The 16,412-nt window shown below is 61.4% G+C and carries 12 protein-coding genes and 1 pseudogene; 5 read left to right on the top strand and 8 right to left on the bottom strand.

Going from position 1 to position 16,412, the window contains the following annotated elements; all coding sequences use genetic code 11:
• Positions 1 to 40: 40 nt before the first annotated feature.
• The 5 genes from E5720_RS10835 to E5720_RS10815 all read right to left on the bottom strand — a co-directional run bounded on the left by E5720_RS10835 (position 41) and on the right by E5720_RS10815 (position 6,554).
• Complete coding sequence (locus tag E5720_RS10835) at positions 41 to 1,963, bottom strand: AMP-binding protein (RefSeq protein WP_136170664.1); 1,923 nt, start codon at positions 1,961 to 1,963, stop codon at positions 41 to 43.
• On the bottom strand, positions 1,956 to 2,732 hold the full coding sequence (locus tag E5720_RS10830) for an enoyl-CoA hydratase-related protein (RefSeq protein WP_136170663.1): 777 nt from the start codon (positions 2,730 to 2,732) through the stop codon (positions 1,956 to 1,958). The genes E5720_RS10835 and E5720_RS10830 overlap by 8 nt, the downstream gene beginning before the upstream one ends.
• A gap of 136 nt (positions 2,733 to 2,868) precedes the next feature.
• Positions 2,869 to 3,768 carry a hypothetical protein gene (locus E5720_RS10825; RefSeq protein ID WP_136170662.1) on the bottom strand — a complete coding sequence of 300 codons (900 nt, stop codon included), beginning with the start codon at positions 3,766 to 3,768 and terminating at the stop codon, positions 2,869 to 2,871.
• Between the two features lie 98 nt (positions 3,769 to 3,866).
• Positions 3,867 to 4,979, bottom strand: coding sequence for an NDMA-dependent alcohol dehydrogenase (locus tag E5720_RS10820; RefSeq protein WP_136170661.1), 1,113 nt, complete (start codon positions 4,977 to 4,979; stop codon positions 3,867 to 3,869).
• A gap of 120 nt (positions 4,980 to 5,099) precedes the next feature.
• Positions 5,100 to 6,554 carry an aldehyde dehydrogenase family protein gene (locus E5720_RS10815; protein WP_136170660.1) on the bottom strand — a complete coding sequence of 485 codons (1,455 nt, stop codon included), beginning with the start codon at positions 6,552 to 6,554 and terminating at the stop codon, positions 5,100 to 5,102.
• Between the two features lie 299 nt (positions 6,555 to 6,853).
• Between E5720_RS10815 and E5720_RS10810 the strand changes: the two genes are divergently transcribed.
• On the top strand, positions 6,854 to 8,497 hold the full coding sequence (locus E5720_RS10810) for a helix-turn-helix domain-containing protein (protein ID WP_136170659.1): 1,644 nt from the start codon (positions 6,854 to 6,856) through the stop codon (positions 8,495 to 8,497).
• Between the two features lie 727 nt (positions 8,498 to 9,224).
• Positions 9,225 to 10,375: pseudogene (locus E5720_RS10805) on the top strand (IS3 family transposase).
• A gap of 350 nt (positions 10,376 to 10,725) precedes the next feature.
• On the opposite strand, the gene E5720_RS10800 reads toward E5720_RS10805, so the two are convergent.
• A complete protein-coding gene (locus tag E5720_RS10800) occupies positions 10,726 to 11,889 on the bottom strand; it encodes an iron-containing alcohol dehydrogenase (protein ID WP_136170658.1) in 1,164 nt (387 codons plus the stop codon).
• A gap of 60 nt (positions 11,890 to 11,949) precedes the next feature.
• The gene (locus tag E5720_RS10795) at positions 11,950 to 13,443 is read right to left on the bottom strand and encodes a CoA-acylating methylmalonate-semialdehyde dehydrogenase (protein ID WP_136170657.1); all 1,494 of its coding nucleotides are present in this window, start codon (positions 13,441 to 13,443) and stop codon (positions 11,950 to 11,952) included.
• A gap of 112 nt (positions 13,444 to 13,555) precedes the next feature.
• Between E5720_RS10795 and E5720_RS10790 the strand changes: the two genes are divergently transcribed.
• The 3 genes from E5720_RS10790 to E5720_RS21685 all read left to right on the top strand — a co-directional run bounded on the left by E5720_RS10790 (position 13,556) and on the right by E5720_RS21685 (position 15,888).
• Positions 13,556 to 14,452, top strand: coding sequence for a LysR family transcriptional regulator (locus E5720_RS10790; RefSeq protein ID WP_136170656.1), 897 nt, complete (start codon positions 13,556 to 13,558; stop codon positions 14,450 to 14,452).
• A 287-nt stretch (positions 14,453 to 14,739) separates the two neighbouring features.
• Positions 14,740 to 15,603, top strand: coding sequence for an MBL fold metallo-hydrolase (locus tag E5720_RS10785; RefSeq protein WP_136170655.1), 864 nt, complete (start codon positions 14,740 to 14,742; stop codon positions 15,601 to 15,603).
• Positions 15,604 to 15,723: 120 nt separating this feature from the next.
• Complete coding sequence (locus E5720_RS21685) at positions 15,724 to 15,888, top strand: hypothetical protein (protein WP_168708331.1); 165 nt, start codon at positions 15,724 to 15,726, stop codon at positions 15,886 to 15,888.
• Positions 15,889 to 15,897: 9 nt separating this feature from the next.
• Here the strand turns inward: E5720_RS21685 and E5720_RS10780 are convergent, their stop codons facing one another.
• Entirely contained in the window at positions 15,898 to 16,170 is a 273-nt protein-coding gene (locus tag E5720_RS10780; protein WP_247595906.1) for a hypothetical protein, read from the bottom strand.
• Positions 16,171 to 16,412: the final 242 nt, after the last annotated feature.

The raw sequence follows: 16,412 nt of genomic DNA, 5'->3' as shown, positions 1-16,412 counted from the left end.
TGGATATTCGATTTCGATGTGGTCTCGTGCGGGGACCGATTCAGCGATTTGTTGCTTTGAGTGTGGATATCAGATCGTCGACGACCGAAGCGTTTTCGATAGTCGGTGGAATATCAGGCTTGTCTCCGTCGAGGATCTGTCGCAGACAACGGCGCACTATCTTCCCTGAACGTGTCTTGGGTAGAGCGGCAACGATGTCGATGCCGCCTAGTGAGGCGATCGGTCCGACCTGATGACGGACCAGCTCTTGGATCTGCGTGCGCAGTTCTTCGACCCGGTCCACGTGGTCGAGCTCCGGCACGACGACTGCATAAGGACGCTGCCCTTTGAGATAATCGCTGACCCCAACGACCGCGCATTCGGAAACACCCGGATGTTCGGCTATGGCCGCCTCGATCTGCCCCGACGACATCCGATGCCCGGCGACGTTCATCACGTCGTCAGTGCGGCCGAGAATGTATACGTACCCGTCCTTGTCGATATGGCCGCCGTCCCCGGAGTCATAGTATCCGGGGTGCTGGTTCAGATATGCCTTCGCCAGGCGGGCTTCATCACCCCACACGTTGGTCATGAAGCCGGGCGGCAACGGCAACCGCAGGCACACAGCACCTTCCTGCCCGGACTCGACCTCGTTCCCGTCGCTGTCGAGGATCGCCACGACGAAACCGGGGACCGGCTTTGTCGATGCACCTGGTCTGGGCGGAAAGTAAGTCAGGCCGAGGAAGTTCGACACCACCGGCCAGCCCGTCTCGGTCTGCCACCAGTTGTTGATCACCGGAGCGGACTGCACCTGGCCGAGCCACCGCTGAGTGTCGGGGTCCAATCGCTCTCCCGCGAGAAAAATTCCGCGCAGCGTGTGCAGGTCCCGCCGAACGAGCAGAGCAGCCTGCGGATCTTCTCGCCGGATCGCCCGCATCGCGGTGGGCGCGGTGAGCAGCACGTTAACGCCATACCGCTCGATGATGTCCCAGAAGACTCCGGCGTCGGGGGAGCCAACCGGTTTGCCCTCGAACAGCACGGTGGTGGCACCGGTTAGAAGTGGCGCGTAGACGATGTAGGAGTGCCCCACCACCCAGCCGATGTCACTGGCGGCGAAGACGACGTCGCTGGCCTCGATGCCGTAGACATGCTTCATCGACCACTGCATGGCGACGGCGTGGCCGCCGTTGTCACGGACGATCCCCTTCGGCTTCCCGGTGGTGCCGGATGTGTACAAGATGTACAGCGGATCGGTAGCAACGACCGGGACGCAGCTAGCCGGCTCGGCGGCCTCGAGCAGTTCGGTCCATCCATGTTCCGGCCAGTCGACCCCGCGCCCAGCGGGGGGCTCGATCTGTGGTCGGTTCACCACGACGACGTTCCCGGGACGGTGTTGCGCCTCAGTGAGCGCGGCGTCGAGCAACGGCAGGTAGGGCACGATTCGGCCGGGCTCCAGGCCACCAGTCGCAGTGACGATGACGGCCGGCCGCGCGTCATCGATGCGGGAGGCGAGCTCGGCCGCGCCGAAGCCGCCGAAGACCACTGCATGTACGGCACCCAGGCGCGCACAGGCCAGCATCGTGATGACCGCTTCGGGAATCATCGGCAGGTAGATCAGGACCCGGTCGCCCAGGCCCACGCCCAGGCCGGCGAGGGCGCCTGCCGCCCGCGATACCTGCTCGAGAAGCTCACGGTAGCTGTAGACGTACTCCTGGCCGGTAGCGGCCGAAATGTACGCGAGTGCCGGCGCGTCACCGCGACCAGCGTCGACATGCCGATCCAGGGCGTTGTACGCGGTATTGAGAGTCGCCCCTGGGAACCAATCGACCAGGCCGTTCGGGTTCTCCTCATAGGGACGCTTCGGCTCATCGATCCAGGTGATTGCACGTGCTGCTGTCATCCAGAAGTCGCCCGGGTCCCGGCTGGCGTCATCCATCGTCGCGGTGTAAATCTTGAGCGGTGCGGCCGCGTCGCGCTCAGGCATCGAGGAACCTGGCCGGACGCTTCTCCAGGAAAGCTGTCATGCCTTCGGTCTGGTCACTGAACGCGAAAAGCGAATGGAACCAGCGACGTTCGAAGAGCAAACCCTCCGCCAGCGAGGTCTGGTCGGCCCGCAGGACACATTCTTTGGCCGCCCGCGCCGCACGCGGAGAGAATCCGGCTATCTGCCGGGCGATGACACGAGCCTGTTCGACTACCTCATCGTCGGGGACAATGCGGCTGATCAGACCAATCCGGTGGGCTTCGTCGGCATCGATTCGGCGCCCGGTAAGGATCAGGTCCATCGCCTGGGCTTTGCCCACGATTCGGGTCAGCCTTTGCGTTCCACCAATCCCAGGGATGATGCCCAGTGCGATCTCCGGCTGGCCGAAGGACGCACTCGCGCCGGCGATGAGAATGTCGCACATCATGGCGATTTCGCAGCCGCCCCCGAGCGCGAACCCGTTTACCGCGCCGATGGTCGGGATGGGCAGGTCGGCTAGTCCTTCCCATAAGGCGAGGTGGTTGGCGTCGTTCATGCTTCCGAAAGTTTGGTCGCGCATCTCGGCGATGTCCGCGCCGGCAGCGAAAGCGCGGCCGTTGCCAGTCAGCACCAGCACGCGCGCACCGGATCGGGTTGCCTCGCGCAGTGCCTTGGAGAATTCGGTCATCATCGCTGAGTTCAGAGCGTTCAGCGCTTCCGGCCGGTCCAAGGTCAGTTGGGCGATGCCATCGTCGTCGACGGTCAGGGTGAGAGTGTCGAAATTGGCCATTGGTTCACAGACTTCTTTCTGGTCGCGTATGTGCGGAATGCACCGAATTCTTTGCATGGCTGCGATTTTCTTCACGGGTGGTCTGCATTCACCATCCGGGCCGAGCTGCCCGGCTCACGGCTCGATGGTGTCCGCGTCAACCAATCCCGAGCTGAATGAGGGCCAGCAAGGTTGCCATGATCGCAATGGCGACAGCCGGCGGGTCCAGGTGCATACGGCAGCGCTCCAGGACCAGTCTCGCCCAGACTTCTGCGAGCACCGAGGCGAGGAGGCCTGAGCCGACGGCGGCGAGCAGAATCAGCGTGGCCTCGTCGGTGTGCGCAGCAGCGACGCCGGCGGTCAACGCCGCGGGCAGCGTGATGTGGTGGGTCACCGGCACCGCTTTACCGAAGACGAGAGCGAGCAGTGTAAGCGCTGACGCGCCGTAAAGGAACAGGCCTGCCATCGGCCGGGACTCCTCCGGCCAGGCTAGATAGACCGATCCGGCCACCGCGCCGGCGACGGCACCGATAGTGAGCACCGCGGCGGCATTGTGCTGCCAGGGCAGCCATTGTTGGCGTATGGCAGCGGGCTTGCGCGCCCATAGGGCGGCGGCGATCAGCGCAGTGAGCACCACACTGACTGCGAGCGAATCCATCATCGCAATTTCTTTGCCATCAGAGGTATGGACGGCAGGGACACTACCGGCAAGGCGAGCCAGGAACTGGCCCAGCACGCCGAATATAGCGCCGACACCAACGATGGACATGTTGTTATACGTGATCAGCGGCTGCGCGATATCGCGCGCGGAGTCGTGGCGACGGATGTAGGCGGCATAAGCGGCGGCCGCTGCACCGCTGGCGAACATCACATGGGGGCCGAATACGGGACCGAAAGCGAGACCCCCGACCAGTGTGGTGTCCGGATCGACCGATGCCAGCAGCGTGGCGACCACCACGACGACACCCATCAGGGCGAAGCCCCCCAGCGCACCCAGTGCCGCTCCCAAGGCGCCGCCGCCCGCGGCGCCGACGAACTCACTCACAGTGAGCGTCATGTGAAGCCCTTCGGTCGAAGTGTCGTGGAGACAGCCGGATCGCGGTGGTGGCAGCCCCACCTACATGGCGCTGCCACCACCGCGTGGCCGAGCAGCGGTCAGTGTTGGTGCTTGATGATTCCGCGAATGTTCTTGCCTGCCAACAAGTCGGCGTAGCCCTCGTTGACCTGATCGAGGCTGTACTCATTGGTGATCAGACCGTCGAGCTCGAGCTTGCCGTCGACGTACATACGAATGAGCTTCGGAATGTCGTAGGCCGGGTTGCAGTCGCCGAAGAGCGAGCCCTTGATGGTCTTGCGGAAGTAGCTCATCTCGGTACTCGGCACCTTGACGGTCACCTCGTCGATACGGTTGAGCGCGGTGAGCACCATGACACCGCAGCGTCCGATCATCGACAGCCCGTCGCTGACCTGCTGGTCGGTGATCAGGTCCGTGGTGATGATCGCCGAATCGCCACCCTGTCCGTTGGTCAGGTCGTCGATGGCCGTCTTGGCCTCGGCCGCGGTCTCGAAGGCCAGGGTGGCACCGAGTTCGATTGCCTTGTCGCGCTTGTTCTTCAGCGGGTCGATAGCAATGATGTGCTGAGCGCCGGCATGCTTGGCTCCCTGCACGGCATTGATGCCGATGCCGCCGATACCGAAGATGGCAACGACGTCACCGGGCTTGGTCTCTGCGGCATACACAGCCGAACCCCAGCCGGTGGGAACACCGCAGCCGACCAGTACGGCCTTGTCGAGGGGGATGTCGTCGTCGACCTTGATGACCGAGTACTGGTTGATCACGTTGTACTGGCTGAAGGTGCCCAGGGTGCACATTGCGCCGTACGTTCCGCGAGGCCCGCTGATTGGCCAGCGCGGGCCTTCGAGGTGGCCATCGAGCATTGCGGCGTTCATGTCGCAGACCGAGCTACGTCCGGTTGCGCAGTACTTGCACCGGCCACAGGTAGGGGTGAACGAACAGACGACGTGGTCGCCCGGTTTGACCCTGGTGACGCCCGGACCGACTTCTTGGATGATTCCCGCGCCCTCGTGACCGAGTACCATCGGAAGACGGGCGATCGTGTCGCCGATGGAGATGTGCACATCGGAGTGACACAGGCCGCCGTACAGGTACTGGATCAGCACTTCGTTGGGGCCGGGCTTTTCGAGCGTGAGCTCTTCGATCTCGATGGGCTTGCCCGGCTCGATGACGACAGCTGCGAGGGTTTTCATTTCGGTTCCTTCGGTTGGCCGCGGCCACTCCCGGGTGGGAGCGGCTCGGAAGTTTTGTTTTGTTCTGTCCTGATCGGCGGCAGCGCACTTGCGCCGTCGAGGATGTTGGTGAGGCGTCTGCTAGGAGCGCTTGAGGTTCACAACGTGAACGTTGGTGAACTCTTCGATTCCGCTCCGGCCGAACTCCGCACCTAGACCGGACTGCTTGATTCCGCCGAACGGTACGTCCGGGGTGAGCTGAAAGTGATGGTTGATCCAACTCGTGCCGACGTTCAATCGAGCGCCGACCTCGATCGCGCGCTCCACATCGCTGCCCCACACCGAACCACCCAGGCCGTACTGGGTGTCGTTCGCGCGCTCGATCGCGTCATCCAGATCGTCGTAGAGCATCACCGAGCGGATCGGGGCGAAGGTCTCTTCGCGAACCAGGGGACTGTTCTCGTCCAGGTCGCGCACCAGCGTGGGCTGCACGTAGTAACCGGGCTGGTCGAGCACTTCACCGCCGGCCACGACTCGGCCGTCCCGTGCAGCCATCTCCAGCGCTTCCCGAGCCTTCTGGAAGGCCGTCGCGTTCTGTACCGGACCGAGCTGGGTCAGCGGGTCGAGGCCGTGGCCGACGGTCAGTGCAGACACGCGCTGGGCGAGCGCTTCGACCAACGGCTCGTAGAGCGAGGCCGGCGCGTAGATCCGCTTGATGGACACGCATACCTGGCCGGCGTTGGCGAAGGCCCAGTTGCACAGACCGTCGGCGGTCTTCTCGATGTCAGCATCGTCCAGCACGATTGCCGCGTCGTTGCCGCCGAGTTCCAAGGTGAGGCGCTTGAGGGTGGGGCCGGCCGCAGCCATGACGTGTCTCCCGGTCACCGTGGAGCCGGTGAACGAGACCTTGTCGATTCCCTCGTGGGAGGTGAGCAGTGGGCCGAGATCTCCGCCATCACCGACGACGTTGAACACACCGGCCGGGATCACCTCACGCACCAACTCGGCGAAGTGCATGGTGGCAAGAGGGGTGGTCGGTGACGGCTTGAGGACCATCGTGTTGCCGACGATCAGTGCCGGAGCCAACTTGTAGACGGCCTGGAACAGCGGGAAGTTCCATGGCGTGATCGCTCCGACCACACCGACCGGCTTGCGGCGCAACTCCACGTAGCTCGACGCGTCGTCGCGCAGGATCTCGGTGTCGAGGCGGTAGTCAGCAAAGTAGCGAGTGAAATCGATGGACCACGCCACGTCGTCACGGGCCTCGCCGATCGGCTTGCCCTGTTCGAGCGTGGTCAGTTGCGCGAGTTCTTCGTGGTGAGCGGCCAGCACATCTGCCACTGCGTGCAAAACCTTGCTGCGCTCGTCGTATCCGAGAGCCGCCCAGCCGGGCAGGGCGCGTCGAGCGGCCTGCACTGCCTGGTCCAGCTGCTCGGACGACGCGACCGGAGTGGTCGCAATTCTCGCCGCAGTACCCGGATCCAACACCGGCATCTCGTCAGCGCCGTCGACCAGTCGGCCGTCGATCAGCTGGCCGTACTTCTTGGATGACAGATCGAAGCTCAGTGCGGTGTTGGGTGTGAGTAGTGAGGTCATCAGAATCCTCTCGAATGTTGTGCATGTATCAACGGGGAGGGCCGTTACCGTGTGTGCGTTCCAGCGGGTCAGTGGCCCGACAATCGGACTGGGAAGAGCGCCAAGATCATCATTGCGACTTCCGTCACAGCTATTTGTCCGTGATCCGTACATCTGCACACCGGGGGTCTGTCGGCCGTCCGTTCGGCTACGGTATGAACCATTGCCAGTGATCGGTTTCACAGTCGGGCGCACCGCGTAGGAAGTGCCCGGCCGCTCGCTGGATAGCCTCCGCCTGAGTTGATAAGAGGTCTGGTGCAATGGTCGACAGTGTCGAGCGTGCGTTCGCAACGTTCTCCGCGAGCCTGGAGGGCAGCAACCTGCAGGAATCCTGGGCGCGTTCTCAGCAGGCGGGTCTCGATCCGTCCAAGCCCATGGATCCGCCCACATCCGACAGCGTGGACACAGAGAGCCGGCTCTTTCGCTCAGCCGCCCCGGTTCTCGACCGGGTACGCAACGAAATCGACGGCGAACGACTGTCGGTGATGCTGGTCGGCGCAAAGGCCGAGATGTTGGCAACAATCAACGGCTGCTCTCAGATCGACTCGGTGGTCACGCGCATCGGTGCCACCCCTGGCGCTCTCTGGCGAGAGGACACCACCGGAACCAATGCCTTGGCCACCCCCTTCGTGACTCGTGAACCGCTGTTCGTTCGCGGCCCAGAGCATTACGTGGAGGGCCTGCACAACTACAGCTGTTACGGCCGCCCCATCTTCAGCCCGCTCAACGGCCAGCTGGTGGGTGTGCTGGACATCATGAGCGATGCCGGTGCCGAGTCGGCCTTGATGCGACCGTTCGTCGACTCGGCGATCGCCGACATCCAACGAAACATCAAACGCAGCGTCGGCAGCAGGGCCCAATCGGTGATCCGCGCCTTCGAGGGAGCCGCTCAGCATCCTGCCGCGATGGTGGTGGCCGTGTCGCGATCCATGGTGTTGCAGAGCTCGGCTGCCGCGCGAGTGCTGTCCTCGACCGATCTGGCCTGGCTGCAACAACTTGCAGAGGGGTTGCGCGGGTCCACACGCACCGAAATCGAGCTGACCAGCGGGCATACCGCCCAGTTGGACATGGAACTGGTCGGAGACTCGGACGGGGTGTTGATTCGGGTGCAGAGCAGACAGCGACCGATGGTCCCGCGCGCCGCAGAGCCGCTGCGCCGTTGGAGCCGCCTGCGCCAGTGGCTCGACGATTTTCGCACCGACACCGCCTCAGGGGTGATCGTCGGAGAGTCAGGTACCGGTCGCAGTACTGCACTGCGGGAGGCAGCCGGTACTCAGTCGCACTGCACCATCGACGGGCGCTCATCGGACAAGACCGAGGTCGAGGCTAAGCTGCGCGCTCTGGCCGACGGGCCCTGCCACGATCTACTCGTCATCGACAACTTGGACCAGCTGTCCGCCCTATCGCAGGCGCTCGTCGAAAACCTGCTCTTCGTCGGCGCACCGCGCATTTTGGCTGCGATCACGATCTCGGACACCGACAGCGCTCGAATGCTGGACCTCTTCGAGCGTCGTCTGGACTTGCCGACCTTGCGCGAGCAGCGCTCGGAACTGCTCACCACACTCAACGAGTTGGCAGGTCCGGGCGTGCGCTACCGCTTCACCTCGAAAGCGACTCGCGTACTCGAATCCTATTCTTGGCCGGGTAACCACCGCGAGTTGTCCACCATGCTCCGCTCCATGGTGCGCTTGCGGGGAGCGCTCATCGACGTCGCCGATCTGCCCACGGAGTTGCGGATGAAGTCCACCACCAAGTCGATGACCCCGTGGCAGCAGGCCAGCCGTGACGCAATCATCAGGGCGTTGGAAAGCTGTCACGGTAACAAGGCGCACGCCGCCGAATATCTCGGAATCAGTCGCAGCACCCTCTACCACCACATCAAGGAGTACGGAATCATCGGGTAACTTTGTATCTTGTTGTGTCCCACATCGACCCCTCGGATCTAGCAATTCAGTGGAGCACTAGTACGCGAGTTCAGGCCCGATGCTCTCCGAGTTTTCCGGGGTTCGCCAGACCCGACGGACTCCTCACACACCCCGGCCTGATCGCACTCTGTCGCCTCGACGCCGACCCCGTTCCGCTGGCGTGGCGAGTCGTCGAGCCGATACAGTCTTGCCGTCGCTGCGGATGCGAAGGTATGCCTCGCGACATGATGGTTCACCCGCGAGCCACCGGGTGAAGGCTTCGCATGTGGTTCAAAGGTTGCTGGTGCCTTGGCCTCGCACTTCCCCGCTACCGGCGCATCGGTAGCGGCGGATCACATTGCAAGCATGGCCATTCGATCATTGAATTCACCTGCACAACAAAATGACTCAAAGCCCGCTCGAAGAACGCCCCGCATCCTCGGTCGTCTCTGGGTGATTCTTCTTGCACCGCTGACAGAGATGCGAAACCTGCGGAATCGGTATGGTCGTTCCTTGCCTCGTCCGGCACCACGCGAGTCACACGGACCAAGCACCGTCAGTGATTTGCAGTCCCTGCTCTGCCACCGGCTACTTCACAAGCATCCGTTCAAGCTCGACGAGTTCAGCTGGGTGAATCACCCCGGCAAGCCCGGAGATGATGTGCCCCGAGTTTTCCGGAGTTCGTTTGTTTTACTTCAGGCATTGATGCACCCGAGAGAGGTCCACGATGCCCCGACGTTATCCACCCGAGTTCCGCCGGAAAGTGCTCGATCTGTTGAAGTCAGGACGCACGGTCGCCGAGGTCGCCTCAGGTCTCGATGTCACCGAGCAGACGATCTACAACTGGCGTAACCAGGAGCTCATCGATACCGGGCAGAAGCCGGGGCTGAGCTCGATCGAGAGCGCCGAACTCGCCGCCGCCCGTCGTCGTATCGCCGAACTGGAGACCGAGCTCGCCATTGCCAAACGCTCCACGGAACTGCTGAAGTCGGTGGTGCTCCCAAAAGGCGGTTCGAAGCGATCGAGGTGATGGCAAAGGAAGGACTACCAGTACAAACCGCATGTCGCATTCTGGAGGTGTCGGAGTCCGGCTTCTACGAGTGGCGCAATCGCCCACCCTCGGAACGCTCGCTACGTCACGCATGGCTGACGCAGCTGATCACCGAGGTTCATACCGCCTCGCATGGCACCTACGGGGCCCGCCGGGTTCATGCTGAACTCACCCTTGGTCACGGTATTGCCGTCGGACACGGCTGTGTCGAATTGTTGATGAGAGCTGCTGGCGTGAAAGGACTTCCGGGAAACAAGCGTGCGCGTTCCAAGCATCAAACCCCGACTGCGAGCGATCTTGTGGACCGTAAGTTCGCCCGCGGGGAGCCGAACAAGCTGTGGGTCACAGACATCACGGAGCATCCTACACGCGAAGGCAAGGTCTACTGCGCCGTTGTCTTGGATACGTTTTCGAAGCGGGTCGTCGGGTGGTCTATCGACAGTTCTCAGACGGCGACGTTGGTGACGAATGCTCTGGGAATGGCCATTTCGAATCGGGGCCCGACGCCCGGCACTTTGATTCATTCCGACCACGGAGTGCAATTCACATCGTGGGCGTTCACCCGCCGGGCGCACGAATCGGGACTGGTCCCGTCGATGGGATCGATCGGCGATTGCTACGACAACGCTGTCATCGAATCATTCTGGGGCAGAATGCAAACCGAACTCCTGAACAGGAAGCGATGGAGAACGAGGATCGAATTGGCCAACGCCATGTTCGAGTACCTCGAGATCTTTCACAATCGCCAACGCAGGCACAGCGCTCTCGGGATGCTGACACCGATCGAGTTCGAGAACGTACACTTCACACATCAACCCGTAGCCTGAAGTCAAATATGACGGCGTCACGAAACTCGGGGCACATCAAAGTCTCTGGACATGTCAGGGTGATTCAATCTTCGGGAATTCTTGGATCTCGACACGGTGTCAACCTAGTGAAGCGCCTGTGGTCTCGAGTCTGTGCCGAGGCAGGCCGCATCTTGGGTAACGGCTCAATGGAAGGTGGCCGAAAAAACGGTGAGCGGGCCTGCAATCATCTGAGCAGGGCAGCGTGCCATGAAAACACCCCCCGATCTCCACCGAATCGCCCGACAGAAACTTTTCAATAGCAAGGTTGCTCCCCTCACTCGCCTGCTCAAAGTGAACTCGGAACACCTTCGGCAGATCACTGGAAACCTTCAGGCCCCATATACTTTTCGATACAGTTCAGCTACTTCTTCGACCGACGGTACAACCGGGTTGTTCGAGGGCGACCCTGATGCCAGCGCTTGCTCGGACATGAGTGGTATTAGCTCTTCCCACCGTTTCTGGTCGATACCGTAGGAGTGTGGCGTGGGAACTCGGACATCGGCGCAGAGCTTGTCGATGAACTCGATGAGCTTCGACGAAGCTGCTTCATCGGAGTCGCGACGATCGGCCGCACCCAGTTGTCGCGCACAGTCTGCATAACGGCCGACCGCTGCGGGGATCGAGAACGCAGTAACGGCAGTTAAAAGCATGGCATTCGACAGTCCGTGAGCGACGTGGAAGTGCGCCCCTATGGGCCGACTCATCCCATGCACGAGGCAGACGCTTGCATTGGAAAATGCCATGCCGGCCTGGGTGGACGCATGCATCATGGCCTCGCGTGCCTCACGATCGGATCCGTCGAGATATGCACGTAAGAGATACGCACCGATTGTCTTCATGGCGGACAATGCAAGGCCATCTGAAATCGGGTTGGCCTTTTTACTTACGTACGCCTCAATCGCGTGGGTAAGTGCGTCGATTCCGGTGTCAGCGGTTAGCCGAGCGGGCATGGACATTGTGAGCTCAGAATCGACGATCGAGGCAATTGGGAGAAATGACAGGCCTGGACATAGCATCTTCTCGTCTGTCGAGATATCGGTAATAATTGTGAACTGCGTTGCTTCCGAACCGCTTCCTGCCGTAGTCGGGATCGCAATGATCGGTAACGCTGGACCTGCATACACTCGCGGCGCTTTGAAATCACGCATGTTACCGCCCTGCTTGGACAACACCGCTAAAGCCTTCGCGGTATCCATAGGGCTACCACCGCCGAAGCCGATGACGGAATCAGCCTGATGTTCCTTCACCGCATCGATGCCCGCCTGCAAAGAGTCAGTCGTCGGATCCGGCACGGTCTTGGAAAACACCGCCACCGACTTGCCCGCTGCCTTGATTATCGCGACAAGGCGATCCGCGGATCCGTTCCCAACCATGAACGAGTCGGTAACGAGAAGCGGACGTTCCAGAGCCAGGTCGGTAAGAACATCGCCTAGTCCTTCCACTGCACCCGGGCCGAGTTTCACAAATCGAGGAAAAGAGATACTGGAGACCATAGCTACTCCTTTGCAGGGTATTGGTGCGTCCCCCCAGTGACCGCAGGGGAACGCGGAGAATTAACTGTTTTCGGGGAACCCGAGGTTGATGCCGCCGTGACTGGGGTCGAGCCAGCGACTGGTGACTGCTTTACCTCGCGTGAAGAAGTTGACCCCCTCCATACCGTGAGCGTGAGTGTCGCCGAAGAGGCTGTTCTTCCAACCTCCGAAGCTGTAGTAAGCCATCGGCACGGGGATGGGCACGTTGATGCCGACCATGCCGACTTCGACCTCATTTTGGAATCGCCGCGCCGCACCACCGTCGTTGGTGAAGATGACAGTTCCGTTGCCGTACGGATTGGAATTGATGAGCTCGAGAGCTTCGTCGTAGGTTTCGACCCGCACGACCGAGAGAACTGGTCCGAAGATTTCGTCGGTGTAGATTCTCATGTCGGTCGTGACATTGTCGATGAGCGTCGGCCCCAACCAGAAACCATCGTCACCGCCGTCTGCTTGGACCTTACGTCCGTCAACGACGATGGTGGCACCTGAGGCCTCGCCGGCATCGACATAGGAGGCGACCTTGTCGCGGTGCGCCTTGGTGACAAGCGGGCCCATGTCGGCACCCTTCGTGCCGTCACCGGTCTTGAGAGGTGTAGTTCTCTCGACTATCTTCGCTACAAGATCGTCGGCGATGCTCCCGACCGCGACGAGGGCGGAGATAGCCATGCAGCGCTCACCTGCCGAGCCGAAACCGGCGTTGACCATAGCGTCGGCTGCGAGGTCGAGGTCGGCGTCGGGGAGAACGATCGCGTGGTTCTTCGCTCCGCCGAGAGCCTGCACGCGTTTTCCGTGGCTCGCCCCGGTGGAGTACACGTACTTCGCGATGGGAGTAGAACCGACGAACGAAATCGACTTGATTGCCTTGTTCTCGAGCAGTTCGTCGACGGCGATTTTATCGCCCTGCAGGACGTTGAAGACGCCGTCTGGGAGGCCTGCTTCTTTCCACAGTTCGGCGATCCAGATGCTGGCGGTGGGATCCTTCTCACTCGGCTTGAGCACTACAGTATTGCCGGCGGCGATGGCGACGGGAAAGAACCACATCGGAACCATGGCGGGGAAGTTGAAAGGGGAGATGATGCCGACGGGACCAAGAGGTTGGCGGATGGAGTAGACATCTACCTTGGTGGAAGCGTTCTCGGTGAAGCCCCCCTTGAGGAGATTTGCTATGCCGCAAGCATATTCGACAACTTCCTGGCCGCGGCTGATTTCGCCGAGGGCGTCGGAGAGGACTTTGCCGTGTTCGGCGGTGATGATCTCGGCGAGCTCGCACTTCTTCGCGTTCAGCAGTTCGCGGAAGTTGAAGAGGATCTGGGTGCGCCTTGCTAACGACGTGTCACGCCACTCCGGGAAAGCGGCGGCGGCTGCACCGATGACAGAACGCGCGTCTTCGACGGTGGCTAGGGCGACCTGCCCGGTGACCTCACCGGTCGCGGGGTTGGTCACGGGGGCGGTCGCCTCTGAGATTCCGGCGAACGGCTTTCCGCCCTTCCAATGTGCAATCACAGTGCTCACAGCGCGCTCCTTTTAGTAGGTGTGCGCCCAGTCTCTGGTGCAAATATGACTCTGTCAAAGACCAATGCTGCACCCTTCCGTGCAGAATTGCACGCACTGCTACTGTGACTCGGTGTTCAATTCAGACCACCTCAGGTACTTTCTAGAATTGTCGCGACACGGCCGACTCAACGAAGCATCTCGCGCACTTGGCGTCGACCACACGACGGTAGGCCGGAAAGTGACCAGTCTGGAAAGGTTGGCTGGACAGCGTCTCTTCGACCGCACGTCGTCTGGATGGCGGCTGACCGAGGCTGGGCAACGACTGGTCGGGTACGCGGAAACCGTCGAATCTACCCTTATCGCCGCATTCGAAGATCAAACATCGCGAGTCGGATCCCTCCGCGGTTCAGTCCGAATCGCCGCGCCAGATGGCTTCGGCGCATTCGTTCTCACACCCAATCTAGCGACATTGCGGCGAGTCCACCCCGACCTGAGCGTCGAACTGGTCACAGCGACCGAACACCACACCGCGAGTGCGCGAGAATTCGATATAGCGATCACTTTGGAACAACCGGGGCCTCGCTTGGTGTCCTCTCGAAAGCTGGCAACCTACGCTTTGCGCCTATACGCGACAGCTGAGTATCTCGATAATCACCCGACCATCGCCAAGCGAGATGACTTACGGGAACACACACTGATCTGGTACGTCGGAGCCTTACTCGACGTCGCACCGCTGCGCATCCTCGACTCGATCCTGCCCCCCGAAGGTCGCGCTCAAATCCAGACCAACAACATAACCGGGCACTGGCTTGCCGCGCAGAATGGGCTTGGGATAGCTCCGTTGCCGACATATATCGGCGAACCTGACAAGAACCTGATCTGCGTTCTCCCAGAATCGTTTTCCATCGAGGGGACCTATTGGGTCGCGGTACCGAAAGAGCTCACAGGACTCGCGAGGGTGAAAGCCGTCGACGATCTACTGAACGACGTCGTCCATAACGCGGTCCACTTGAGCCCGGCAACCTGATCAGAAGTGTCTGAATAGCGGTTGATCCGGTCTTTGGTCGACACCTCGCGCTCAGCTTGGCGCGAAGAACTGCCGATGACCCCGCTGGGGCCGAATCACCGGTAGCCTCGACCGGGTTCATCGTCATCTCTACGAGAGGAAAGAACTCACATGATCACGAATTTCATCAATCTCATTCTCGGCGGCGTCAGCTCGGCTTCCGCCGGCAGCAGCGGCTTCGAACTGGCTCCGGGCGTGCTCCCTTTCGGTCTGTAGACCGCGAAGAGCTGTAGATCGAGGAAGCAAGATTGTCTCGTTCTTTCGGTGACGACTACCCGATCTGCGTGACCTGCGGCGTTCAGTACCCGCTGAACGCCGCAGCTCCGGCCGACCCAGCGGCTGCTCACTGCTTCATCTGCGAGGACGAGCGCCAGTACGTGGGGCATGGCGGTCAGCAGTGGACGAGCCTCGGCGAACTGAGACTTCAAGGCCATACCGTCGAGATCAGGGAAGAAAGACCCGGGCTATGGGGGATCGCGACGTCTCCGCACCTTGCCATCGGTCAACGAGCGCTTCTGGTGCCCGGAGACGACGGCAACGTGCTGTGGGATTCCACGACGTACATCGACGATGCCGCGGTCGAGCGAGTCACGCAGTTGGGAGGAATCTCGGCGATCGCACTGTCGCATCCGCATTACTACAGTTCGATGGTCGAGTGGAGCCGAGCATTCGGTGACGCGCCGATCTACGTGCACGAGCGCGATGCGCAGTGGATCCCGAGGAACGACAACGTCGTCCTGTGGACCGGTGACACACATGAGGTGCTTCGCGGACGAACCCTGATCAATGCCGGAGTTCATTTTGCCGGCGGCACGGTCATGCACTGGCGTGACGGCGTCGATGGCAATGGTGCCCTGTTCGCCGGGGACATCTTCACCGTAGTGGCGGACCGTCGCTGGGTCGGATTCATGTACAGCTACCCCAACCTCATCCCCGAGCACCCCGACACCATCCGGAAGGCTGTCGATCTTGTTCGCCCCTTCCCGTTTGCATCGCTCTACGGTGCTTGGTGGGGCCGGATCATCACCAGCGACGCCCACGATGCCGTAATCCGCTCGGCGCGAAGGTACTTCGAACACATCGGAGCATCGTTGGATGGAATGCACCTCTAACTTCTGGTGGTAAGTGATGTTCGATGTCGGGACAGCCACCGCCACCGCGCGTCTGCGGGACATCGTGCGGGGCTGAGCAGCCGAGAGTTTCAACCATCCTGACGCGGGTAACAAATCGTAATGACTGGAAAACACGCAAAGACGCCACAGACCGAGACCACCGGAAAGGGTGCCGAAGGCGCTCACACGGACGTGCAGTCGGATCCCGCTGCCGGCCAGGATTCAGGTGACTGGTCGGGTGAAGGCGGCGCAACCACCGACGGTCCCGCCACCGACACCGAATGAATTGACGTATCAGCCCCGGTGACGGTCGGCGCGTTGGACCAGCCGAACGTCGCCGGGCGCGACAACTTTTTCGACCTCGGTGGGTCCGGTGAACCAGCTACCGTCGACATCGAATACCACGAGAAGGTCGGTTAGCCAGTCGACCTCGACGACGAAGCCGATCGATCCCGCAGGCACTCCGCTGCGCCACGCTCGTATCCCCAAGTCCTGCAACGCGACAACGATGTCGCCTCGCACGAATTCGCCCTGACTGTCCTCGCTGCGGTCTACCGAACTATCCATGGTCCCCCGACCCAAATGCGCAGCCCCCGTTGACGGCAACCGACTGTGCCGATAAGTCAACAGCAACACCACACACTCTTTCAAGTAGTGAGCGCCCCGCCGAATCGGGCATTTTATTACGGCAGACCCAATTGACAGATGTAAGCAAGTTTAGAGATGCTGATTTCGGACGTATCGTGCGTGGTGATTGCGTTCGTCCGGAAAGGCGGGGACTCTCGCTGTTTCGTGACGAAGAAGCTCGT

It is taken from the genome of Rhodococcus sp. PAMC28707 (assembly GCF_004795915.1).
Lineage (GTDB): Bacteria > Actinomycetota > Actinomycetes > Mycobacteriales > Mycobacteriaceae > Rhodococcoides.
The sequence above is the reverse complement of the archived record's forward strand: the minus strand, read 5'-3'. Positions and strand labels throughout refer to the sequence as shown.

Bases quoted from the DNA above. Each gene is read 5' to 3' on its own strand.
- E5720_RS10835 (WP_136170664.1), bottom strand. From the start codon at position 1,963: ATGCCTGAGCGCGACGCGGCCGCACCGCTCAAGATTTACACCGCGACG.
- E5720_RS10830 (WP_136170663.1), bottom strand. From the start codon at position 2,732: ATGGCCAATTTCGACACTCTCACCCTGACCGTCGACGACGATGGCATC.
- E5720_RS10825 (WP_136170662.1), bottom strand. From the start codon at position 3,768: ATGACGCTCACTGTGAGTGAGTTCGTCGGCGCCGCGGGCGGCGGCGCC.
- E5720_RS10820 (WP_136170661.1), bottom strand. From the start codon at position 4,979: ATGAAAACCCTCGCAGCTGTCGTCATCGAGCCGGGCAAGCCCATCGAG.
- E5720_RS10815 (WP_136170660.1), bottom strand. From the start codon at position 6,554: ATGACCTCACTACTCACACCCAACACCGCACTGAGCTTCGATCTGTCA.
- E5720_RS10810 (WP_136170659.1), top strand. From the start codon at position 6,854: ATGGTCGACAGTGTCGAGCGTGCGTTCGCAACGTTCTCCGCGAGCCTG.
- E5720_RS10800 (WP_136170658.1), bottom strand. From the start codon at position 11,889: ATGGTCTCCAGTATCTCTTTTCCTCGATTTGTGAAACTCGGCCCGGGT.
- E5720_RS21685 (WP_168708331.1), top strand. From the start codon at position 15,724: ATGACTGGAAAACACGCAAAGACGCCACAGACCGAGACCACCGGAAAG.
- E5720_RS10780 (WP_247595906.1), bottom strand. From the start codon at position 16,170: ATGGATAGTTCGGTAGACCGCAGCGAGGACAGTCAGGGCGAATTCGTG.